The sequence below is a fragment of the Rhodococcus sp. PSi06 genome (genome assembly GCF_054960675.1).
Window position 1 is genome coordinate 144,209 of sequence record NZ_JBHNYO010000005.1, and the last position, 22,773, is coordinate 166,981.

The following is a 22,773-nucleotide window of genomic DNA, read 5'->3' on the forward strand; positions in this document are numbered from 1 at the left end:
CGGCCGGCAAGGGCACTGTGAATCGAATGACCTCCGACAGCCCTGTCCTCCTCGGCCCGATCGTTCGATACGTCGGCACCGAGACGGCGACCCTCTGGTTCGAGATGGCCGAATCGACGACCGTATCGGTCGTCACCGATGCCGGCGTTCGCGGCTCGGAACGAACCTGGGGTGTGCACGGCCACCACTACGCGCTGGTCCCACTCGAAGGGTTGCCCGCGAATTCTGCGGTGCACTACGAGGTGTTCGTCGGCGAGCAGAAGGTGTGGCCGCACGAGGGCAAGCGGGCGGCCATCCACACCGTCGACGCCCAGGGACCTGTCACGTTGGCGTTCGGTTCGTGTCGCCGAGGTGACAACTACAGCGAGGAATCTCTGAAACAGATCGGAGCCGACGCGTTGGCCGGCCTGGGCAACGCGCTGATCGAGGAGGATCCGAGTCGGTGGCCGCAGGCACTGCTGCTTCTCGGCGATCAGGTCTACGCCGACGACCCGTCGCCGGAGATCGTCGAGCGCCTGCAGGCCCGACGGCAGTCGGGGCAGGGGCCGACGAGCGCGGTCGGTACCGACGCCGAGAACGAGATCTGCGATTTCGAGGAGTACTCCTGGCTGTACCGGGAATCGTGGGGACTCGAGCCGGTCCGGACCCTGATGGCGAGTATCCCGTCGTGCATGATCCTCGACGACCACGATCTGCGCGACGACTGGAATTCCTCCGCGTCCTGGCGTCGGGACATCGAGACTCGGCCGTGGTGGAACGATCGCGTGATCGGCGCGTACTCGTCGTACTGGGTGTATCAACACCTGGGCAATCTGTCGCCGAACGAATTGGCGCAGGACGAGATGTACGCCGCGGTTCGTACTGCAGCGAGCGACGCCGATCGTGAGAAGTTGTTGGCCGACTTCGCTCTACGCGTCGATCGCAGGCCCGAGACAGGGCGCTGGAGCTTCTACCGCGATTTCGGGGACACCCGGCTGATCATGATCGATTCGCGGTGCTCGCGAAACCTCGATCCGAACAACAGAGAAATGGTGGACGAGAAGGAGTGGGCCTGGGTACGCGAGCGAGCGCTCGAAACCACTCCGCGGCACCTGCTGTTCGGTTCGTCGCTGCCCTACCTCATGCTGCCCGCTCTGCACTACCTCGAACAGTGGAACGAGGCTGTGGCGCAGGGTAGTTGGGGTTCCATGCCGGCCAAGGTGGCCGAGAAGATGCGCATCGGACTCGACCTCGAACACTGGGCCGCCTTCACCAATTCGTTCAACGACATGGCGGCGTTGACGCGTGAGCTCTCCCGCGGCGAGAACAAGCCCGCCTCGATCATGTGGCTTTCCGGCGACGTGCATTGCTCCTACGTCGCGAACGCGAACTTCGGTGTCGGCGGGCGAGATGTGCCTGCCACCTATCAGCTGACGATGTCTCCGTTCCGAAATCCGCTCGATCTCCCCATCCGCGCGGTCAACAAGCTGGCCATCAAACGTCCCGCAGCCCGGATCCTGTCGAAGCTCGCTCGAGCCGCGCACGTGGGGCCGTCCGGAGTCGAATGGGAAGCCGAGGCGGGGCCGTGGTTCGACAACGGCGTCATGTTGCTGACGCTGCACGGTGATTCGGCGCGGTTGCGGGTGCGCCACGCGCACGTCGACGATGCCGGTGAGCAGGTGCTGACCGAGACATCGAGCCTGGCCCTCGCCTAGAGACGAGTCGGCCCTCGCCTAGAGACGAGTCGGCCCTCGCCTGGAGACGAGTCGGCCCTCGCCTGTTTTCGAGACGGGCGCGGTGGTAAACGATTGGCCATCGCGGGGCCGATGGGGTTGGCTGGTTCGTTGTGGCCCACCTCGAACTCAACGACATCGTGTACTTCCTGCCCGACGGTAGGCAGCTGTTGAACGGAGTCGGATTTCGCGTGGGCGACGGTGCCAAGACGGCGCTGATCGGCCCCAATGGAACCGGCAAGACCACTCTGACGCGGATCATCGCCGGCGACGAGACCGCCGACGAGGGTTCGGTGTCGAAATCGGGCTCGCTCGGAGTGATGCGGCAGTTCGTCGGTCAGTTGCGTGACGACTCGACCGTCCGCGATCTGCTGCTCTCCGTTGCGTCGCCGGCGGTCCGCGCGGCGGCCACGGCTCTCGACGATGCCGAGAACACGATGATCGAGATCGACGACGAGAAGACCCAGATGAGGTACGCGCAGGCCCTGTCGGATTGGGGGGACGTCGGCGGCTACGACCTCGAACCGTTCTGGGACAAGGTCACCACCGCTGCGCTCGGCATGCCGTTCGACCGGGCCAAGTGGCGCGCCGCATCGACGCTCAGTGGCGGTGAGCAGAAGCGTCTGGTGCTCGAAGCGCTTTTCGCGGGTTCCGACAATCTGTTGCTTCTCGACGAGCCGGACAACTACCTCGATGTGCCGGGCAAGCGTTGGCTCGAGGCGACCATTCGCGACTCGGACAAGTCGGTGCTGTTCATCAGTCACGATCGCGAACTGATCGCCAACGCCGCGAACAGAATCGTCACTCTGGAACCGGGTGTGAGCGGTGCGACGTCCTGGGTGCACGGTGGGGGGTTCGCGACCTATCACGCAGCCCGCGAGGACCGCAATGCTCGGCTCGACGAGTTGCGGCGGCGGTCGGACGAGGAACTGGTCAAGCTCCGGGCGCTGGTGTTGCGCCTGCGTGAGAAGGCCAAGTTCAACGACGGAGTTGCCGCTCGCTACCACGCGTCCCAGACCCGCCTGGCCAAGTTCGAGGAGGCCGGACCCCCGGAGGCGGTTCCGCTGAAACAGCACGTCACCGTTCGGCTTCGCGGCGGGCGAACGGCCAAACGAGCGCTGGTGTGCACCGGTCTGGAGCTGACGGGTCTGATGAAGCCGTTCGACACCGAGATCTGGTACGGAGACCGCGTTGCGGTGTTGGGATCCAACGGTTCCGGTAAGTCGCACTTTTTGCGCCTGCTCGCCAACGGAGGTACCGATCCGGAGAAGGAGCACGAGCCGGTCCAGGAACTGGCACTCGACCCGGTACCTCACACCGGTACGGCGGTACTCGGTGCACGGGTGCGTCCCGGATTGTTCGCCCAGACCCACACGCGACCGGATCTCGCGGGCAACACGCTGCTCGACATTTTGCACATGGGCAACGAACACCGTGACGGCATGGGCCGGGAAGCTGCGGGCCGGGCGTTGGACCGCTACGGTCTGGCCCGGGCTGCCGAGCAGTCCTACGACAATCTCTCGGGTGGTCAGCAGGCCCGCGTGCAGATCCTGCTTCTCGAACTGTCCGGTGCAACGCTGTTGCTGTTGGACGAGCCGACCGACAACCTCGACCTCATGTCCGCCGACGCCCTCGAGGACGCGATCGCGGCGTTCGAGGGCACGGTCATCGCGGTCACCCACGACCGTTGGTTCGCGCGCAGTTTCGATCGATTTCTGGTGTTCGGCAGTACCGGGCAGGCGTACGAATCCGATGAGCCCGTATGGGACGAAAAGCGAGTGCAGCGCGCGCGGTAGCGTTTCTTCCCGTGAACGCGACTGATTCTCCCTATCTGGTCGGCCTGAATCTGGATGGTCGACGCGTCGTCGTGGTCGGCGGCGGCACCGTCGCGCAGCGTCGGTTGCCCCTTCTCATCTCCTCCGGTGCCGTGGTGCACGTCATCACTCGCGAGGCCACGCCCGCCGTCGAGGCAATGGCGACCGCCGGGCAGGTGACGCTCGAATTGCGCGACTACCGCGAGGGTGATCTCGTCGACGCCTGGTACGCGATCGCCTGTACCGACGAGGCCGAGACCAACGTCGCCATCGTCGCAGAGGCCACCGCGTCGAAGATCTTCTGCGTCCGAGCCGATATCGCCAAGGACGGAACGGCGGTCACGCCGGCGTCGGCCGAATGGGACGGCCTGACCCTCGGTGTGCTCGCGGGCGGTGAGCATCGGCGTTCGGCTGCGGTGCGCAACGCGGTGATCGAGGCCTTGCAGTCCGGCGTCGTCGCCGACTCGGCCCACGCGCCGATGACCGGTGTCGCGCTGGTCGGTGGTGGCCCCGGCGACCCGGATCTCATCACCGTCCGAGGCCGCAGACTGCTTGCCTACGCCGACGTCGTGGTGGCCGATCGCTTGGCACCGCCCGAGCTGCTGGCGGAATTGGGTCCGCATGTCGAGGTCATCGACGCCTCGAAGATTCCGTACGGCCGTGCCATGGCGCAGGAGGCGATCAATCAGGCCTTGATCGACGGCGCGAAAGCAGGCAAATTCGTCGTTCGTCTCAAGGGCGGCGATCCCTATGTGTTCGGTCGCGGGTACGAGGAGCTCGAAGCACTGGCCGCCGAGGGCATTCCCGTGACCGTGGTACCGGGCATCACCAGTGCCATCTCGGTGCCCTCGTCCGCCGGAATTCCCGTGACCCATCGCGCCGTTACCCACGAGTTCGTCGTGGTCAGCGGTCACGTTGCACCCGATCACCCCGATTCACTCGTGGACTGGAACGCACTCGCCAAGCTCAAGGGCACGATCGTGCTTCTCATGGCCGTCGAACGGATCGGGCAGTTCGCCGATGTACTCATTGCGGGCGGCCGGGCATCGGACACTCCGGTCATCGTCGTTCAGGAGGGCACCATGCGCACACAACGTGAAGTTCGGGCGGACCTGAGCACCGTCGCCGCGGCCGTGAGCGAAGCGGGCATCAGGCCGCCGGCCATAGTGGTTATCGGGACCGTTGCCGGTTTTTCCGTGAACGCCGGTAACGTGAACGCTCGTGCCTGAGTCATCGATGTCCCAGACCTCCGCCACCGAGATCAAGTATCCGGTGACGACCCGAGCGTTCGGGATGGCGATCATCGTCCTGAGTGGCCTACAGTTGATGGTGGTGCTCGACGGCACCGTCGCCAACCTGGCCCTTGCACCCCTGCAGGCGGACCTGGGACTGTCCGACGCCGGTCGCAACTGGGTGCTGACGTCCTACGCCCTCGCTTTCGGCGGATTGATGCTCCTCGGCGGCAGGCTCGGCGATGCGTTCGGTCGCAAGAAGATGTTCCTCGCCGGCGTCGTGCTGTTCACGATCGCGTCGCTGCTGTGCGGCCTGGCGGTCAACGAAGCCACGCTCGTCGCCGCCAGGGCCCTACAAGGCGTCGGAGCTGCGGTGGCGTCCCCCACGGCGTTCGCACTGGTGGCGACCACCTTCGCGCCCGGGCCGGTGCGCAATCAGGCCATTGCGATCTATGCGGCTATGACAGGCGTCGGTTCCATTGCCGGGCTCATCATCGGCGGCGCGCTGACCGAGGTGTCCTGGCGCTGGATCTTCCTGATCAACGTACCGATCGGCGTGGTCATCGTGGTGCTCGCGGTGGTATCGCTGCAGGAGACGGTGGGCGCGAGATTGCCTCTCGACGTTCCTGGCGCGATCTTGGCCACCTTGGGCTGCACCGGCGTGGTCCTGGCGTTGAGCGAGGGCACCGAATTGGGCTGGACCAGCCCGATCGTCATCGTCTCGCTGATCGCCGGATTGCTCTTTCTCGGACTGTTCCTTCTGGTCGAGCGTCGTGCCGAGAACCCGTTGCTGCCGTTCTCGCTGTTCCGCAACCGGGATCGAGTCGCAACTTTCGTGGCCATCTTCTTCGCGGGCGGAGTGATGTTCTGCCTCGCTGCCTACGTGGCCCTGTTCGTACAGGACATCCTGGGGTACAGCCCGCTCAATGCCGGTCTGGCGTTCGTCCCGTTCGCTTTCGGGCTCGGTGCCGCGGCGTTCCTGGCTTCGCAACTGGTGACCCGGATCGCTCCGCGCTGGCTCATCCTGAGCGGTGCCGTCATCATGGTCGGCTGGCTCATGGTGTCGGTCACCACGATGAACGCGGACTCGGCGTACTTCCCCGGACTGTTCTTTCCTGTCATAGGCATCGGCTTCGGTGTGGGCCTGACGGTGGTGCCGCTCCCGCTGTGCGCCATCGCCGGGGTGAGCCCCACCGAGATCGGGCCGTTGACGGCGATTTCCCTGGTTGCTCAAACCCTCGGTGGCCCGTTGGCCTTGGCTGTCATCGGAGCGCTGGTCACCTCGCGCACTCTCTCGCTGGGCGGGATATCCGGGCCGGCGACATTGATGAACGAGAGCCAACTCGATGCATTGAGCTCGGGCTACATGTTCGCGTTGTTCTGCTGCGCCGTCTGCGCCGTGATAGCCGGCTTCGCGGCTCTGTTCATCCGATTCACCCCGCAGCAGGTTGCCCAGGCCCAGGCCGCTCAGGAAGACGCCCAGAAGGGCTGACGAGCAGGGCTTATCACACGCCGAGTACGGCCTTGGCGATGAGGAAGTACACGATCAGGCCGGTCGCGTCGCAGAAGGTCGAGATGAACGGCGTCGAGAAGACAGCGGGATCCACGCCGATCTTCTTGGCTACCAGTGGCATGGCCCCGCCGACTGTCGCGGCCAACGTGCAGATCGACAGCAGCGTGGTGCCGATGACGACGCCGAGGTGCCAGTCGTAGACGAGTCCGGCGATCACGAGACCGAGGGTGCCGAGCATCGCACCCATCGTCGCGCCGACGCGGATCTCGCGAAAGAGGACCGCGGCGATGTCGCGCGGACGCACGTCGCCCAGTGCGAGGGCTCGGGTGACGGTGGTCGCGGCCTGAGAGCCGGTGTTGCCGCCGGTCCCGGTCAACAGCGGAATGAACAGGGCGAGGGTGACCACAGCGGCGAGGGCGTGCTCGAAGATCTCGAGCACCTGCACCGTGAGGATCGCCGACAACGCCAACACCAGGAGCCACACCACCCGCGAGCGCACGATGGCCAGTACCGGCGTGGCCAAGTACGGTCTGCGAAGCGGCTCCGACCCACCCGCACGGGCGGTGTCCTCGTCCTCGGCCTCCTCCAGGATTCTGGCGGATTGCTCGAGCGTGAGAATGCCGATCAGCCGTTGCTCGGAGTCCACCACCACCACGGCCGGGCTTCGGTGCTCGAAGCACTGCCGGGCTGCACTTTCCGCGGACGAATCTGCCCGCACGATCGGATGATCCGAGTACAGATCGCCCACCGCGGTCATCGGGTCCGTGGTTGCCAGATCGGCGAGAGTGACGACTCCGAGCACAGTACGGTGATCGTCGATGATCGGCAGAAGGTAGACCGATTCGGCATCCGAGCCGGTCCGGCGCACTGCCTCCAGTGCGTCGCCAACAGTGGTATCGCTCCGTAACCGCACGTACTCGGGACTCATTCGACGGCCGACCGATCCGCGGTCGTACCCCAACATGGGTGCCGTCAGCGCCCGCTCGGTCGGGGAGAGCCCGCTCATCATCCGGTGCGCGACGTTCGACGGGAGTTCGTCGAGCAGCTCCACTCGATGGTCGGGGTCGAGATCCTCGAACAGCGCGATGACGTCGTCGCTACGCAGGCTCTCGAACAGTTCGCTCCGCACTGTGGCGTCGAACCGCTCGAACACCGACACTGCCTCGTCCTTGGGAAGCAGGCGAAACAGCACCGCGCGGCGGGCGGAGTCGACCCGCTCGAGAACACGCACCGTATCCGTCGTCGAGACGTCCGCCATCAACGTCGACAGCGCGGTCATGTTGCGCTCGGACAACAGCTCCGAGGTTCTTGTCATGATGTCGTCGAGAGTGTCGGGCACAGAATCATTTTGCACTGCGAACGGGGAGTGGACGAACTCCTCAGTGCGAGAGGTCGGCCCCGTCCGCCGCTGCCCGGCCGGAATCCCAGCCCTCCGCGTCCAGACGAGGACCGCGCATCGGCTTCGCGGTGGGGAACAGGCGGACGAATTCGGCTTCGACGGCGACAGTCTGCGCGGCCAATATCGGCAGTAGATCACCGGATTCGTGGCGAGCTTCCTCCAGCGCCTGCGCGTCGGCGTCGGCCAGCCGGTCTCCGATGCGGATCGCATACGCATACAGGAACGCCTTGCCGAACGCAGCGGAGCCGGCTCTCTTGCGCTTCTTCGCTTCCGGTGAATGGCCGAGGGCTCGGGTTGCCTGAACCAGGAGCGAGGTGAACAGTAATTCGGTCTGTTCCACGTCCACCGGAGCTCCGACCAAGGTGGCGACCGCGAACTCGGAATCCCAGATCGCCTTGACGCGGTTGGCGGTTGCGACGACGTGCAGCAGTTGCGCCTTGGCCGGCGCGTGCGGACCGTCGACGTGTACACGCCTGCCGTGAATGTCGCTGTGGCCCTGAGAGAGCAGCATGGTGTCGATGGAGTAGCGCGTCATCAGCTCCTGCGCCTTGGCCGTCAACGTCTCGGCCTCTTCCTCGAAGTCCGTGGCATCGGCTTTGGCCAGCAGTCCGCGAATTTTGCTCAGCATCTTGGTGTTCGGCGCATCGGAGCCGGACACGCCCTGCAACGTGGGGCGAACGCGTGGCCACTGGGACGGTGTGGCACCCAGCTGCGGCCACCGGGGCAGCGTCTGCCACTGCCCGAGCACGGTGAGTACATCGAGCCACTGATCGCTCGCGGCAATGTAATCCGATCTGCCCGACGACGCCAGATAAGCCGTCAGGAAGTCGGGGGTGGACTCGACCCGCGCCGCAACCTTCGGGAACTGCTCGCAGATGGACGAGAACTGATCGACCCAGTCCTGTGGGGCCCGCGAGTCCGCGTCGGTGAGATCGGCTTGATGCAGCAGAGCCGCCGCCGCAAGGGTGGTCACGGCCACCGTGTGCTGACGACGCACCACGTGCAGCAGATCCAGCGGCTGCCAACCGTTTTCGTACAGGGTCTCGATCATGTCGGTCAACGCCCGAGTGCCGAGTCCGGTCGCATCCATCGACACCAGCCGGTCGGCAACGTCGTCGGCGATGCGTTGACTCTTGGTCTTGCCCACGGACGCGTCGGCTCCTGTTCGGAGCAGGCCGGGGATGTCGTTCATTCGGTGAGCACGATCAATTCGGTCGACGACGCGACTTCGACGCGCAGCCCGGCCTTCGATGCAACGCGTGCAACGGCTTTCACGTCTCTGGGCTCGGCGGTGGTCACGGTCAGCGCGCGTGCGAGCAATCCCTTGTGATGCTTGTTGAAGTGACTCACCACCGAACGGCTGCCATCGGGCTTCTCGGTGAGCACCGTGGCGGTGATCGCGCCGGGAACCGGACCGAGTTGCTGGTACGTACCGGAGCGGAGATCGACGACGATGCCCTCGTCCTCGGCCAGGATGGCATCGGACAACTCCGGCTTCCAGTGAGATCTCAGCGTGCCGAAGTGCGGAATCGTGGACCCGCCGGAGAGTCGGTACGACGGGATCGGGTCGGATGCGCGAACCGCCCCGAACAGAGCCGAACCGATCCACAAGCGCGCATGGGCACGGGCCCGGCCGGCGCGGGTGAACGACCGTCCGTCCAACGCGTCGTAGAGCACGCCGGTGTACCGCTCCAAGGCCGGTGCGGTGGGCGAGGTCCACAGCCGGGCGTTGCGTTCGATCTCGTCGACCTGGGTGGGGCCGAGTCCCAGCGCAGCGATGGACGCGTCGACGTCGGCGGAGAGCTCGACGAGTGCGTCGGCGAGCTTGCGGCGAAGCGGCAACAGTGACGGCAGGGCCAGTCGATCCAGATCCAGGGGTGCTCCGGAACCGCCGTCTGACTTCGTCTCGGAGGGAGGTAGCAGAATCAGCACGGGCTCGAGGCTACCCATCACACGGTGCCTGCTCACAGGCGCGCCACAACCGACTAGTCTGACAACCCGTGATCACCCGTCTCTCGCAGTTGTTCCTCCGTACCCTTCGCGACGATCCGGCCGATGCCGAGGTCGACAGCCACAAGCTGTTGGTTCGCGCCGGTTACGTTCGTCGTATCGCGCCGGGTGTCTACTCCTGGTTGCCTCTGGGTCTGCGTGTTCTTCGCCAGGTCGAGCGCGTGGTGCGCGAAGAGATGAATGCCATCGGTGCGCAGGAGATCTCACTGCCCGCCCTGCTGCCGCGGGAGCCCTACGAGACCACCAATCGGTGGACCGAATACGGCGATGCGCTGTTCCGTCTGAAGGACCGCAAGGGCAACGACATGCTGTTGGGGCCCACCCACGAAGAACTGTTCGCACTGATGGTCAAGGCCGAATACAACTCCTACAAGGATCTTCCGGTCACGCTGTACCAGATCCAGACCAAGTACCGCGACGAGGAGCGTCCCCGCGCGGGCATCCTTCGCGGACGCGAATTCGTCATGAAGGATTCGTACTCCTTCGATATGGACGAGGACGGACTGAAGAAGTCCTACGACGCCCACCGGGAGGCCTACCAGCGCATCTTCGCCAGGCTCGGTGTCTCGTACGTCATCGTTGCTGCGACGTCGGGTGCCATGGGCGGCAGCGCCTCCGAGGAATTCCTGGCCGAGAGCGACATCGGCGAGGACACCTATGTCCGGTGCATCGAGTCGGGCTACGCGGCCAATGTCGAGGCCGTGACCACGACGGCACCGGAGCCGCTTCCCATCGAGGGACAGCCGGCCGCCGTCGACTACGAGACCGGCGATACCCCGACCATCGCGACGCTCGTCGAGTGGGCCAACGGTGCCGATCTCGGTCGCACCGTCACCGGGGCCGACACTCTCAAGAACATTCTGCTCAAGGTTCGTAATGCCGAGGGGGAGTGGGAGTTGCTCGCGATCGGGCTACCCGGTGACCGTGAGGTGGACGAGAAGCGGCTCGAAGCATCCCTCGAGCCCGCCGAGTTCGCGCTGCTGACCGAGGCGGATTTCGCGGCCAACCCGTTCCTGGTCAAGGGGTACATAGGACCGCGCGGGTTGCAGGCCAACGGAGTTCGGTATCTCGTCGATCCCAGGGTGGTGGACGGCACGTCGTGGATCACCGGCGCGGACATTGCGGGCAAGCACGTGGTGAACCTTGTTGCCGGTCGTGACTTCGTTCCCGACGGGACCATCGAGGCAGCCGAGGTTCGCGATGGCGACATGTCACCCGACGGCCGCGGGCCCCTCGTCAGCGCACGCGGAATCGAGATCGGGCACATCTTCCAACTCGGTTACAAGTACACCGACGCGTTCTCTGTCGACGTCCTCGGCGAGGCCGGTAAGCCGGTCAGACTGGTACAGGGGTCGTACGGCGTCGGTGTCTCACGCCTGGTCGCCGTGATCGCGGAGCAGATGCACGACGACAAGGGCCTGCGGTGGCCGTCGGAGGTCGCCCCCGCCGATGTCCACTTGGTGATCGCCAACAAGGACGATGCCGCGCGTGCGGGCGCGGAATCCATTGCGACTCAACTCGATACGCAGGGCATCGAGGTTCTCTTCGATGACCGCAAGGCATCTCCGGGAGTGAAGTTCAAGGACTCGGAACTGATCGGCGTTCCCCTCGTGGTCGTTCTCGGCCGCGGCTGGGCCGACGGCAAGGTGGAAATCCGCGATCGTTTCTCCGGTGAGAGCCGTGAACTGGACATCGACTCGGCGGTGGAGGAGATCGTGAAGGCCGTGCGGCACACCCCGTAGGGCAGTCTCGCGATCTTTCTGCGCGGTCGTGTACCCGCTGGTAGCTTCGGGTCACACGACTAGGAGAGGTCACACCGTGGCTCAGTATGCGCTGTTCGATCCGACGACTTTCGATCCGCCCGAGCTCGACGAAGGGTCACGCCGACAGCTACGGGCTTTGATCGAATGGTTCGAGAGCCGCGGTAAAGAAAGGCTGTTGTCGGACGATCTCGACAGCGTCTGGCCCGCCGACTTTCTCGAGTTCGTCGCCGAGCAGAAGCTGTTCGCCACGTTCTCGACTCCGGCCGCGTACGGCGACGGATCGACCGACACTCGGTGGGATGCCGCTCGTAACGCCGCGCTGAGCGAGATTCTCGGGTTCTACGGTCTGGCGTACTGGTACACCTGGCAGGTCACCGTCCTCGGTCTCGGCCCCATCTGGATGAGTGCCAACGACGACGCCAAGCGGCGCGCGGCAATCGAACTCGACCGGGGTGGAGTCATGGCCTTCGGTCTGTCCGAGCGGGCGCACGGTGCCGACGTGTACTCCACCGACATGCTGTTGACGCCCTCGATCGACGACGCGGAGCTCGCGTTCACCGCATCGGGGGAGAAGTACTACATCGGAAACGGCAACGTGGCGGGAATGGTGTCGGTGTTCGGTCGACGCACCGACATCGAGGGACCGGATTCCTACGTGTTCTTCGTGGCCGACAGCGCGCATCCGGCGTACCGGCTGCGTGAGAGTGTGGTGCACGGCCAGATGTACGTCAGTACGTTCTCGCTCGAGGGTTACCCCGTCCGGGAGCAGGACATTCTGCACACCGGAGCCGATGCCTTCTCCGCGGCATTGAACACGGTCAATGTCGGCAAGTTCAATCTCTGCACCGGTTCGGTCGGCATCTGCGAGCATGCCTTCTACGAGGCGATCACCCACGCCAACAACAGAATCCTGTACGGCAATCGCGTCACCGATTTCCCCCATGTGCGCAGCGCATTCGTCGATGCGTACTCGCGCTTGATTGCGATGAAACTGTTCAGCGCGCGGGCGGTCGACTACTTCCGCGCTGCCGGACCCGTGGACAGGCGCTACCTGCTGTTCAATCCGATGACCAAGGCCAAGGTCACCTCCGAGGGCGAAACCGTCGTCGGTCTGTTGCACGACGTCATCGCCGCCAAGGGATACGAGAAGAACACCTACTTCCGCGAGGCTGCGCAGCTGATCGGAACACTGCCCAAGCTCGAAGGCACCGTGCACGTCAACGTTGCACTGATGCTCAAGTTCATGCCGGCGTACATGTTCTCGCCCGTCGACTACCCCGATGTCGGCACCAGGACCGAGCCGGCCGACGACAGCTTCTTCTTCGCTCAAGGTCCCGCCCGCGGTGCGAGCGCTGTTCGGTTCCACGACTGGAACCCGGTGTACCGCAAGCACTCCGGCATTGCCAATGTCGGACGGTTCTACGAGCAGGCCACCGCGTTCAGGTCGTTTCTCGCCGAGTGCGCACCGGACGAAGCTCAGCAGAAGGATCTCGATTTCCTACTGGTGGTGGGTCACCTGTTCTCGCTCGTCGTCTACGGCCATCTGATACTCGAGCAGGCCGACGACATCTCGCCGGAGATGCTGGACCAAATCTTCGATTTCCAGATCAGAGACTTCTCCGGTTACGCCGTCGCGCTGTACGGGAAGCCGTCCTCGACCGCGGCGCAACAGCAATGGGCACTGGACGCCATTCGTAAGCCCGTGGTTGACTCGGGCCGATTCGACACAGTATGGAACGAGGTCGTGTCCTACGACGGTCGCTACGAGATGCGTCCCTAGGCGACAGCGGTCACGGCTGACCGGGAAATGCCGTGGACGAGGGGGTCACTCCCAGGATCTGTTGCCACGTGGCGAGCCGAACCGCCGAGTCGGTGAGCGCTTGCACTCCCATGTCACGCGTGCCACCGGCTTGGCTGCGTTCGATCGAGGAACGCCACGCCACACACGTGTCGATCTCGGCCTGAGCAGCGAGCTGTGCGGCAGAGATCGCGTCCGTCACCGGAAAGGGTGACGAGTAGGCCGGGTCGGGAAGGGGGACGGCGACGCTGGCTGCCCGCAGCGCGTCGATGGTCGCGTCTCGGCGCGCGCGATGCGCAGCAGTGTTCGACGCCACCAGCTCGGCGCGGGTGGGATTGGAGAACGCCGCGACGACGCCGTAGGCGAAGACTGCTGCATATTCGGCTTCGAGTGCGTCGACCAGACCTTGCTGTTCGGGACCGAGATCGCTCATGCCAGGACCACCAGAGCCGACACCGTGCACGACGCACTGATGGAACCGAGAAGCCCGGCGCGATAACCACTTTCGTTTCGTGCGGCTTCGGCTGCACTGCGAGCGGATGCGGTCAGAGTCTCGCGCACTGCGGCGATATCGGCCGGCGGAGTCGGCGGCACGACGGTCGTGGTGGTTGCCGACGGGGAGGTGTCGGTCGTGGCACCGGTGGCGCGTGCGATCTCCGTGTCGAGCGCATCGGCGTGCTCCGTGCGCTGTGCGGCAACGACCGTGAGCGCGGCGGCGTAGTCCGGAATCGTGGTTGCGGCTGCCGCGGCGTCGGCGGCATCGCTGCGTGCAGCGCGTAATTGTGCGGTCAAAGAATCGAGAGCTGGGCCGGAGATCTCCTCCTCGGAACACGCCGCGACAGTGGCGACGGTGGCGGCCGACAAGGCGGCGGCACCGGCGAGTCGAAACAACCCGCGGCGGGTGAGCGCGAAGGGAGCGATCGGCGTGGGCACCTCGACATCCTGCCAGACCGACATCGGGCCGGAACGCAGCGCCCACACGTGCCGTGCCCGCGTGTCGCGGCGGCCTGCGTGGTCACGAGCACCGCCTCGGGGCGGTAGTCTGTTGGTTCGGCAAACGCGGTCCGGCTGCCGCTCGCCGGATCGCCCACAACTACACACGAGGAGTTCGCGACATGCCTGTTCCGTCCAAGGAGAGGGTTGTCGAGCTACTCGCCGACCTCGTTCGCGATCGGGGCTACGACCTCGAGGATGTGAACGTCGTCGCAGCAGGAAAACACAGCGCGGTGCGGATCATGGTGGATCGTGACGAGGGCATCGACCTGGACGCGCTCCCGGAGTTGAGCCGCGAGATCTCGGACGTCTTCGACGCCGTGTCGGATTTCGGTGAAGCACCGTACACGCTCGAAGTGACCACTCCCGGAATCGACCGGCCGCTGACCGAGGCGCGGCACTGGCGTCGGGCACGCGGGCGCAAGGTGCGCATCGAGTTGGCCGAGGGCAAGGTGGACGGTCGGGTCGGGCTGCTCGACGGCGATGCGGTCACCGTGGTGATCAAGGAGAAGGGCGTGCTGTCGACGCGATCGATAGTGCTGACCGATGTAGTGAAAGCAGTTGTGCAGGTGGAATTTTCGAAGCCCACCGCCGAAGAGATGGACCTGGCGGGTGGAGTTGTCGGCGGCAGGCCCTCGCCTGCGAACACCGACGACATCGTGGACGTGGAAGCACCGGAAGAAGGGGCGAACAAGTGAATATCGACATTGCTGCATTGCGGGCGATCGAAGCGGACAAGGGAATTCCGATCGAGATGGTCATCTCGACGATCCAGACCGCATTGCTGACCGCATACCGACACACCGAGGGCCACCAGTCCAACGCGTGGATCGATGTCGATCGCAAGACCGGTTCCGTTCGCGTGATGGCCAAGGAAATCGATGCCGACGGCAACGTGATCTCGGAGTGGGACGACACCCCGGAGGGATTCGGGCGCATCGCGGCCACCACCGCTCGTCAGGTCATTCTGCAGCGTTTGCGCGACGCCGAACACGAGCGGTCGTTCGGTGAGTACTCCACGCACGAGGGTGAGATCGTCAACGGAGTGATCCAGCGCGACACGCGCGCCAATGCGAAGGGCACCGTCATCGTGCGCATCGGCAGCGACGCCAACGGGGCCGACGGGTTGCTGCCCCCCGCCGAGCAGGTGCCGGGGGAGACATACGAGCACGGCGAGCGCATCAAGTGCTACGTCGTCGGAGTCGCTCGGGGCAACCGCGGTCCGCAGATCACCCTTTCCCGTACGCACCCCAACCTGGTGCGAAAACTGTTTGCGCTTGAGGTTCCCGAAATCGCCGACGGTTCCGTCGACATCGTCGCGGTGGCACGCGAGTCGGGTCATCGCTCCAAGATCGCTGTGGCCTCCACTGTGTCCGGTCTCAACGCCAAAGGGGCCTGCATCGGACCGATGGGGCAGAGAGTGCGCAACGTGATGAGCGAACTCGCGGGCGAGAAGATCGACATCATCGATTTCGACGAGGACCCGGCCACATTCGTCGGGAATGCTCTCTCGCCCTCGAAGGTTGTATCGGTGACCGTCGTGGACGCCGCTGCGCGCGCAGCTCGCGTGGTGGTTCCGGAATACCAGCTTTCGCTGGCGATCGGCAAGGAAGGACAGAACGCCAGACTGGCCGCTCGATTGACCGGTTGGCGCATCGATATCCGCAGTGATGCGGCGGCACCCGAGACGACCAGCGCATAGGGCCGGAATGCGGAGTTCGAGGCAATACAGCGGTAGAGTGGTCGTTGGTTCGGTAACGAAGCCTCTCACCAGAAGCACGAACGCGAGTATCCGGTTGTGAAAGCCCGGCCGATTCGTACGTGCGTCGGATGCAGGGAGCGAGTTCCGGCCGCCGATCTGTTGAGGATCGTGGTTCGAGAAGCTGGTTCGCACGAATTCGCTCTCGTCCCCGACATCCGGCATTCGATGTCCGGTCGTGGTGCGTGGTTGCACTACAACCGAGAATGCCTGCACAATGCGGAGCGACGCCGAGTATTCGGTCGTGCGTTTCGGATATCGGGAAATGTGGAATCGTCCGCCGTGACAGCCGTGCTCGATGAGCGCGACCAACTGCGGGCGAGGACACGACAAGAGCAACACCCGTCGACAAGAACAGGCAACAGCACTGATGAGCACACCGTGAAGCACCAACGATGAACGTCCATCGGAGATAACCCGAGGTCGTGCGGGCACCAAGCCTCGCTCGGCCTCTCAGTGAGGAGAGCAGTGGCAGGCAAGGCCCGCGTGCACGAGTTGGCAAAAGAACTCGGTGTCACCAGTAAGGAACTACTCGCACGGCTCAAAGAGCAGGGCGAGTTCGTCAAGTCCGCATCATCCACAGTCGAGGCACCGGTTGCCCGTCGACTCCGTGAATCTTTTCCGTCCGCAAACGCGGACGCGTCGGCTGCCGGTGCAGCAGCACCCAACGGCCGCGCTGCGGCCGATCGTGCGTCGGATACCGCCGCCAAGCCCGGTGTAGCGAAGCCGGGTGGGCCTCGTCCCGGACCCAAGCCGGCAGCTCGTCCGGCTGAGCCCGAGGCTCCGGCAGCTCAGGCCCCCGCAGCACAGGCTCCCGCCGAGGTAGCTCCCGCCACTCCGGCGACACCGGCGGCTCCCGCACCGGCTGCGCCGACGACTCAGCCGGCAGCACCCGCTGCCCCGGTCGAGCAGGCACCCGCCGCGTCGGCCGAGGCGACAGCATCCGCTCCGGCAGCACCCAAGCCTGCAGGTCCCGGCCCCAAGCCCGGCCCCAAGGCTCCGCGTGTCGGTAACAACCCGTACTCCTCGGCTCCCGTGGAACGACCGGCTCCTCGTCCGGCCCCCGGTGCCCCGCGCCCCGGTGGCGGCCGCCCGGCTCCCGGTCAGGGTGGGCCTCGTCCCGCAGCACCGTCGGCCGGCAGTCGTCCGGCTCCCGGTCAGGGTGGGCCTCGTCCCGCTCCCGGCCAGGCCGGACCTCGTCCGAGCCCCGGCTCCATGCCTCCTCGCCCCAATCCGGGTGCCATGCCGACACGTTCGGCGCGCCCGGGTCCCGCAGCAGGACGCCCCGGTCGCCCTGGCGGTGCACCGGGCGGACGTCCGGGTGGCGCAGGCGGCGGTGGATACCGCGGTGGCGGTGCTCCGGGTGCTCCCGGTGGTGCCCCCGCAGGCGGCGCTCCCGCAGGTGGCTTCCGTGGCCGTCCCGGCGGCGGTGGCCGTCCCGGCCAGCGCGGCGCAGCAGCAGGTGCCTTCGGTCGTCCCGGCGGAGCAGTCCGTCGTGGCCGTAAGTCGAAGCGGGCGAAACGCGCCGAGTACGAGAGCATGCAGGCTCCCGCAGTCGGTGGCGTCAGGCTGCCCCGCGGCAACGGTGAGACGATCCGTCTCGCCCGCGGCGCATCGCTGTCGGACTTCGCAGACAAGATCGACGCCAACCCGGCCGCACTGGTACAGGCGTTGTTCAACCTCGGTGAGATGGTCACCGCGACACAGTCGGTCAACGACGAGACGCTGGAGCTGCTCGGCGGCGAGATGAACTATGTCGTCCAGGTGGTCAGCCCCGAGGACGAAGATCGTGAACTGCTCGATTCGTTCGACCTCACCTACGGCGAAGACGCCGGCGGCGAGGAAGACCTCGAGCAGCGTCCCCCGGTGGTCACCGTCATGGGCCACGTCGACCACGGTAAGACGCGACTGCTCGACTCGATTCGTAACACCACGGTGCGCGAAGGCGAGGCCGGCGGTATCACGCAGCACATCGGTGCTTACCAGGTGCTGACCGAGCTCGAAGGCAACGAACGTCTCGTGACGTTCATCGACACCCCTGGCCACGAGGCGTTCACCGCCATGCGTGCCCGCGGTGCCAAGGCCACCGACCTCGCGATCCTGGTGGTCGCCGCCGACGACGGCGTCATGCCGCAGACGGTGGAAGCCATCAACCACGCCCAGGCGGCAGATGTGCCGATCGTGGTCGCGGTCAACAAGATCGACAAGGAAGGCGCGAACCCGGACAAGATCCGGCAGCAGCTGACCGAGTACGGGCTGGTCGCCGAGGAATACGGCGGCGAGACGATGTTCGTCGACATCTCCGCCAAGCAGGGCACCAACATCGATGCCCTTCTCGAAGCGGTGCTGCTGACGGCCGACGCGTCACTCGATCTGCGCGCCAACCCGGACATGGACGCTCAGGGTGTTGCCATCGAGGCGCACCTCGACCGCGGTCGTGGCCCGGTCGCAACCGTGCTCATCGCTCGCGGAACGCTCCGCGTCGGTGACTCGATCGTGGCAGGCGACGCATACGGACGTGTCCGCCGAATGGTCGACGAGCACGGCGAGGACGTCACCGAGGCGCTGCCGTCCCGGCCCGTTCAGGTCATCGGTTTCACGTCGGTGCCCGGTGCAGGTGACAACCTTCTGGTCGTCGACGAGGACCGGATCGCTCGCCAGATCGCCGACCGTCGAAATGCACGCAAGCGGAACGCGTTGGCGGCCAAGAGTCGCAAGCGCATCAGCCTCGACGATCTCGATGCAGCTCTGAAGGAGACTTCGCAGCTCAACCTGATCCTCAAGGGTGACAACTCGGGAACCGTCGAAGCTCTCGAAGAGGCTCTGCTCGGTATCCAGATCGACGACGAGGTCGAATTGCGGGTCATCGACCGCGGTGTCGGTGGTGTCACGGAGACCAACGTCAACCTGGCGTCGGCGTCCAACGCGATCATCATCGGCTTCAACGTTCGGGCCGAGGGCAAAGCGACCGAACTCGCGAACCGCGAAGGCGTCGACATTCGGTACTACTCGGTGATCTACCAGGCGATCGACGAGATCGAGAAGGCCCTCAAGGGCATGCTCAAGCCGGTGTACGAAGAGGTTGCCCTCGGGCAGGCCGAGATCCGCGCGCTGTTCCGGTCCTCCAAGGTCGGAAACATCGCTGGTTGCCTCGTCACCTCCGGTACGATCCGTCGCAACGCAAAGGCACGACTCATCCGAGACAGTGCCGTTGTTGCGGAAACCGTCACGATCTCCTCGCTCCGCCGTGAGAAGGATGACGCGACGGAGGTCCGTGAAGGCTACGAATGTGGTTTGACGGTGACGTACTCCGACATCAAGGTGGGCGATGTCATCGAGGCGTACGAACTCCGTGAAAAGCCGCGCGACTAGAACCGATGCGGAGCCGTTCGGCTCCGCATCCGGTCGCGTCGGCTCGGTGGTGAAGCCAGGGGAGTGACACTGCGCTCCGACTTCGAGCCGGTGGTGGTACGACACTTGTACCGCCACCGGCTTTGTCGTCGGAGCCGATCGAAGGACGTCAGCGTGTATCTGGGTGCTCTGGAGTTGGACGTGTTGTTGGGGGACGTACGTTCGCTGGCCGAGAAGCGGTCGATGATGGAACCGGTATTGGGTGATCTGCAGAGGTTGGGTGTGTCCGCTGCGGAAACCGGTGAGCGAGAACGTATTCGACGGTCGTTGCTGGGGGTCGCGGCCGCCGGTACCGATGTGGACCTGCTGCACGACAAGTTGGACGAATGCGAACGGCATGTCGCCGAACGCCACGATCTGGAACTGTTGGCAGTACGCCGGAGAATCTTCGGACCCGAGGATTGATCCGGGAAGTCTGCCGGGCACGGTCCGGCAGACGTACAGAGCACAACCGCCGGGACGTCGCGACAGAATCGACGTCCGGCCATGAAAGAGGAGTGTGATTGTCGTGGTGGATCAGGCCAGGGCTCGCAAGTTGTCCAAACGAATCGCCGCCATCGTGGCGACGGCGATCGATCACGAGATCAAGGATCCCCGGTTGGCCTTCGTGACCATCACCGATACCAAGGTGACGGCCGATCTGCACGACGCCACGGTGTACTACACGGTGATGGGTGAGAACCTCGATACCCCGCCGGATCTGCAAGCAGCGGCGGCGGGACTGGAGAAGGCCAAGGGAGTCCTCCGGTCGAAGGTCGGAGCCGGTACCGGCGTGCGGTACACACCGACATTGACGTTCGTGACGGACACGGTGCCCGACACCGCCCGGCACATGGAAGACCTGCTCGAACGCGCTCGCGTGGCCGACGAGGAGTTGGCCCGCGCCCGGGCCAACGCCACGCCTGCAGGCGACCCGGATCCGTACAAGGCCCCCCGCGAGGATTCGTCCGAGGGCCGGGACGATGCCGAGGCCGTCGAGCCAGCCGAAGCCGACTGACATGTCCGATGGTTCTGGTTCGACCGTCGAGCTGGACGCGGATCTGGCGCGTGCCATCGAGATGCTCGAGCATGCTTCCTCGGTGACCGTGCTCTGCCACGTCCAACCCGACGCCGACACGATCGGCAGCGGGTTGGCGCTCGGTTCGGTGCTCGAACGTCGCGGGGCAACAGTCCAGGTTGCCTTCGCGGCTCCGGCATTTCTGCCCGAGTCGATGAACGAACTGCCGGGTCGACACCTGCTGGTCGCTGCGGGCGACGTGGCGGAGACGGTCGATCTGGTGGTCACCGTGGACGCCGGAAGTCGAGGTCGGCTCGGGTCGTTGGGCGATCGACTCGACTCAGCGGCGGCCAGTCTGGTGATCGATCATCACCGCAGCAACACCCGATTCGGAACGGTCAACGTCGTCCACGCATCCGCGGAGTCCACCACAGCCGTCATCGCCCGTCTGCTCGATCAATGGGGTGTCGAGATCGACGCCGATCTGGCCCACCTATTGTTTGCCGGCCTGGTCACCGACACCGGATCGTTCCGTTGGGTTCGCCCGGGTTCTCATCTGCTTGCCGAGAGGCTGCTGGCGACGGGTATCGACGGCGCACACATCGCGCGGAAGTTGCTCGACACCCACCCGTTCGATTGGCTGCCGATGCTCGGGGCGGTGCTGGGTTCGGCGTCCCTGATCCCCGACGCAGCCGACGGGCACGGTTTGGTGTACGCGATCATCCGAAGCGAGGACTCGGCCGGGCTGCGGTCGGAGGAGATCGAGAGCGTCATCGACATCGTCCGCACTACGTCCGAAGCCGAAGTGGCTGCCGTGTTGAAGCAACAGGACTTCGGCGCGGTCTGGGTGGTGTCATTGCGGTCCAAGACCGAGGTCGACGTGTCGGCCGTTGCATGCGCACTCGGAGGCGGCGGTCACCGCAACGCTGCCGGTTACACCGCAACCGGTGAGCTCGGCGACGTGATCGACGCGCTGCGTGGAGCCTTGTCCACGTCGTGAGTTCCACACCGGTCACTGCTCGTCGAATTCTCGGCCTGTCCCTTCCCTCCCTCGGCGTCCTCGCCGCCGAGCCTCTGTACCTGCTGTTCGATGCCGCGGTCGTGGGCCGACTCGGCGCTCTGGCGCTCGCCGGGCTCGCGATCGGTGGCCTGGTCCTCGCTCAGGTCAGCACCCAGTTGACTTTCCTGTCCTACGGCACGACTGCCCGAGCCGCTCGTATGCACGGGGCCGGTCGCGAACGCGACGCCGTCGGCGAGGGGGTGCAGGCAACCTGGTTGGCTCTCGGTCTCGGGATCGTCATCGTTGCGGTCGTGCAACTCGCCGCCGAGCCTGTGGTGTCGGTACTGACCGGAGGAGGCGATATTGCCGGCGAGGCGATCGCATGGTTGCGGGTCGCCCTGGTGGGCGTGCCGTTCATTCTGATCTCGCTGGCAGGAAACGGCTGGATGCGCGGTGTCCAGAACACCGTGACACCGCTCCGATTCGTCGTGCTGGGTTTCGCCGTGTCGGCGATACTGTGCCCGCTCCTGGTACACGGGTTGTTCGGTTTCCCGCGATTGGAGCTGGTGGGATCGGCCGTCGCGAACGTCATCGGCCAGGGCGTCGCCGGTGTGCTGTTCGTCGTCGCAGTCGTTCGAGAGAGCACCGAACTGCGCCCGCAGTGGTCGGTGATGCGAGCGCAGTTGATACTCGGTCGCGATCTCATCGTGCGCAGCCTCGCGTTCCAGGCGTGCTTTCTCTCTGCGGCCGCGGTCGCGTCGAGGTTCGGGGCCGCCTCGGTGGCCGCGAACCAGGTGGTGCTGCACATGTGGAACCTGGTGTCACTGATGCTCGATTCGCTCGCCATTGCCGCTCAGACCCTCGTGGGGGCTGCTCTGGGAGCCGGCCGGACCGAGGATGCGCGCGCACTGGCATGGCGGTTGACGGCGTGGTCGACGGTATTCGCAGTGGTTCTGGCCGGCATCTTCGCCGTCGGACGTTCGTTCGTCCCGGATCTGTTCACGAGCGATGTCTCGGTCGTCGATCAGATGCATGCGATCTGGTGGATCTTCGTGGCCATCATTCCCATCGCCGGCGTCGTGTTCGCGTTGGACGGTGTGCTGCTCGGTAGCGGCGACGCGGCATTCCTGCGTAACGCCACCATGGCCTGCGCGGTCCTCGGGTTCTTACCGTTCATCTGGTCGGCTCTGGTCTTCGACTGGGGATTGGTGGGCATCTGGATCGGATTGGGTGTCTTCGTCGCCTTGCGCATGCTTGCGGTCGCCGGGCGAGTGCTGTCCGGCAAGTGGCTGGTGATCGGCAGCGACCGACAAATAAAGCAGTGACCGACAAATAAGGCAGCGATCGACAAATAAGGCGGTGAGGGACAAAT

The 22,773-nt window shown here is 65.3% G+C and carries 19 protein-coding genes; 14 read left to right on the plus strand and 5 right to left on the minus strand.

From position 1 onward, the window contains the following. Window positions 1-26 precede the first annotated feature (26 nt). From ACFI9K_RS08795 to ACFI9K_RS08810, 4 genes are all read left to right on the plus strand, one after another. Window positions 27-1,694: a DUF7800 domain-containing protein gene (locus ACFI9K_RS08795; RefSeq protein WP_462663130.1), complete on the plus strand. Its 1,668-nt coding sequence runs from the start codon at window positions 27-29 to the stop codon at window positions 1,692-1,694. A 131-nt stretch (window positions 1,695-1,825) separates the two neighbouring features. Next, a complete protein-coding gene (locus ACFI9K_RS08800; RefSeq protein ID WP_462663131.1) occupies window positions 1,826-3,508 on the plus strand; it encodes an ABC-F family ATP-binding cassette domain-containing protein in 1,683 nt (560 codons plus the stop codon). Next, entirely contained in the window at window positions 3,475-4,755 is a 1,281-nt protein-coding gene (gene cobA / locus ACFI9K_RS08805; RefSeq protein WP_462663132.1) for a uroporphyrinogen-III C-methyltransferase, read from the plus strand. The genes ACFI9K_RS08800 and cobA overlap by 34 nt, the downstream gene beginning before the upstream one ends. Before the next feature lie 7 nt (window positions 4,756-4,762). Further along, the gene (locus tag ACFI9K_RS08810) at window positions 4,763-6,250 is read left to right on the plus strand and encodes an MFS transporter (RefSeq protein WP_462663245.1); all 1,488 of its coding nucleotides are present in this window, start codon (window positions 4,763-4,765) and stop codon (window positions 6,248-6,250) included. A gap of 13 nt (window positions 6,251-6,263) precedes the next feature. Here the strand turns inward: ACFI9K_RS08810 and mgtE are convergent, their stop codons facing one another. Genes mgtE through yaaA form a run of 3 tightly spaced genes read right to left on the minus strand, consistent with a single transcriptional unit; the run spans window position 6,264 to window position 9,602 of the window. Continuing rightward, on the minus strand, window positions 6,264-7,610 hold the full coding sequence (gene mgtE / locus ACFI9K_RS08815; protein WP_462663133.1) for a magnesium transporter: 1,347 nt from the start codon (window positions 7,608-7,610) through the stop codon (window positions 6,264-6,266). 40 nt (window positions 7,611-7,650) lie between these two features. Then, complete coding sequence (locus tag ACFI9K_RS08820; protein ID WP_462663134.1) at window positions 7,651-8,862, minus strand: DUF2786 domain-containing protein; 1,212 nt, start codon at window positions 8,860-8,862, stop codon at window positions 7,651-7,653. Further along, entirely contained in the window at window positions 8,859-9,602 is a 744-nt protein-coding gene (gene yaaA, locus ACFI9K_RS08825) for a peroxide stress protein YaaA (protein ID WP_462663246.1), read from the minus strand. The genes ACFI9K_RS08820 and yaaA overlap by 4 nt, the downstream gene beginning before the upstream one ends. A 68-nt stretch (window positions 9,603-9,670) precedes the next feature. Between yaaA and ACFI9K_RS08830 the strand changes: the two genes are divergently transcribed. Further along, complete coding sequence (locus ACFI9K_RS08830; protein ID WP_462663135.1) at window positions 9,671-11,422, plus strand: proline--tRNA ligase; 1,752 nt, start codon at window positions 9,671-9,673, stop codon at window positions 11,420-11,422. A 76-nt stretch (window positions 11,423-11,498) separates the two neighbouring features. Then, entirely contained in the window at window positions 11,499-13,223 is a 1,725-nt protein-coding gene (locus ACFI9K_RS08835; RefSeq protein ID WP_462663136.1) for an acyl-CoA dehydrogenase family protein, read from the plus strand. Window positions 13,224-13,233: 10 nt separating this feature from the next. On the opposite strand, the gene ACFI9K_RS08840 is transcribed toward ACFI9K_RS08835, so the two are convergent. Together ACFI9K_RS08840 and ACFI9K_RS08845 are read right to left on the minus strand one after the other, a co-directional pair. Further along, window positions 13,234-13,674, minus strand: coding sequence for a ferritin-like domain-containing protein (locus tag ACFI9K_RS08840; protein ID WP_462663137.1), 441 nt, complete (start codon window positions 13,672-13,674; stop codon window positions 13,234-13,236). Further along, on the minus strand, window positions 13,671-14,174 hold the full coding sequence (locus ACFI9K_RS08845; RefSeq protein WP_462663138.1) for a hypothetical protein: 504 nt from the start codon (window positions 14,172-14,174) through the stop codon (window positions 13,671-13,673). The genes ACFI9K_RS08840 and ACFI9K_RS08845 overlap by 4 nt, the downstream gene beginning before the upstream one ends. A 182-nt stretch (window positions 14,175-14,356) precedes the next feature. Between ACFI9K_RS08845 and rimP the strand changes: the two genes are divergently transcribed. The 8 genes from rimP (at window position 14,357) to ACFI9K_RS08885 (ending at window position 22,726) form a co-directional block, all read left to right on the plus strand. After that, window positions 14,357-14,932 carry a ribosome maturation factor RimP gene (rimP, locus tag ACFI9K_RS08850; RefSeq protein ID WP_462663139.1) on the plus strand — a complete coding sequence of 192 codons (576 nt, stop codon included), beginning with the start codon at window positions 14,357-14,359 and terminating at the stop codon, window positions 14,930-14,932. Further along, window positions 14,929-15,936, plus strand: coding sequence for a transcription termination factor NusA (gene nusA / locus ACFI9K_RS08855; RefSeq protein WP_032377079.1), 1,008 nt, complete (start codon window positions 14,929-14,931; stop codon window positions 15,934-15,936). Before rimP ends, nusA begins: the two co-directional genes overlap by 4 nt. Window positions 15,937-16,104: 168 nt before the next feature. Next, on the plus strand, window positions 16,105-16,392 hold the full coding sequence (locus tag ACFI9K_RS08860) for a YlxR family protein (RefSeq protein WP_462663247.1): 288 nt from the start codon (window positions 16,105-16,107) through the stop codon (window positions 16,390-16,392). A gap of 69 nt (window positions 16,393-16,461) precedes the next feature. Then, window positions 16,462-19,365, plus strand: coding sequence for a translation initiation factor IF-2 (gene infB, locus ACFI9K_RS08865; RefSeq protein WP_462663140.1), 2,904 nt, complete (start codon window positions 16,462-16,464; stop codon window positions 19,363-19,365). A 153-nt stretch (window positions 19,366-19,518) separates the two neighbouring features. Next, window positions 19,519-19,809 carry a DUF503 domain-containing protein gene (locus ACFI9K_RS08870; protein WP_032377081.1) on the plus strand — a complete coding sequence of 97 codons (291 nt, stop codon included), beginning with the start codon at window positions 19,519-19,521 and terminating at the stop codon, window positions 19,807-19,809. Window positions 19,810-19,912: 103 nt separating this feature from the next. Then, window positions 19,913-20,401 carry a 30S ribosome-binding factor RbfA gene (rbfA, locus tag ACFI9K_RS08875; RefSeq protein ID WP_462663141.1) on the plus strand — a complete coding sequence of 163 codons (489 nt, stop codon included), beginning with the start codon at window positions 19,913-19,915 and terminating at the stop codon, window positions 20,399-20,401. Between the two features lies 1 nt (window position 20,402). Beyond that, window positions 20,403-21,401, plus strand: a complete 999-nt coding sequence (locus ACFI9K_RS08880; RefSeq protein WP_462663142.1) for a DHH family phosphoesterase — start codon at window positions 20,403-20,405, stop codon at window positions 21,399-21,401. Further along, the gene (locus ACFI9K_RS08885; protein WP_462663143.1) at window positions 21,398-22,726 is read left to right on the plus strand and encodes an MATE family efflux transporter; all 1,329 of its coding nucleotides are present in this window, start codon (window positions 21,398-21,400) and stop codon (window positions 22,724-22,726) included. Before ACFI9K_RS08880 ends, ACFI9K_RS08885 begins: the two co-directional genes overlap by 4 nt. The last annotated feature ends 47 nt before the right edge of the window (window positions 22,727-22,773 follow it).

Coding starts and splice junctions, on each gene's coding strand:
- ACFI9K_RS08820 (WP_462663134.1), bottom strand. CDS start 8,862: ATGAACGACATCCCCGGCCTGCTCCGAACAGGAGCCGACGCGTCCGTG.
- ACFI9K_RS08810 (WP_462663245.1), top strand. CDS start 4,763: ATGTCCCAGACCTCCGCCACCGAGATCAAGTATCCGGTGACGACCCGA.
- ACFI9K_RS08840 (WP_462663137.1), bottom strand. CDS start 13,674: ATGAGCGATCTCGGTCCCGAACAGCAAGGTCTGGTCGACGCACTCGAA.
- cobA (WP_462663132.1), top strand. CDS start 3,475: ATGGGACGAAAAGCGAGTGCAGCGCGCGCGGTAGCGTTTCTTCCCGTG.
- rimP (WP_462663139.1), top strand. CDS start 14,357: ATGCCTGTTCCGTCCAAGGAGAGGGTTGTCGAGCTACTCGCCGACCTC.
- ACFI9K_RS08880 (WP_462663142.1), top strand. CDS start 20,403: ATGTCCGATGGTTCTGGTTCGACCGTCGAGCTGGACGCGGATCTGGCG.
- ACFI9K_RS08795 (WP_462663130.1), top strand. CDS start 27: ATGACCTCCGACAGCCCTGTCCTCCTCGGCCCGATCGTTCGATACGTC.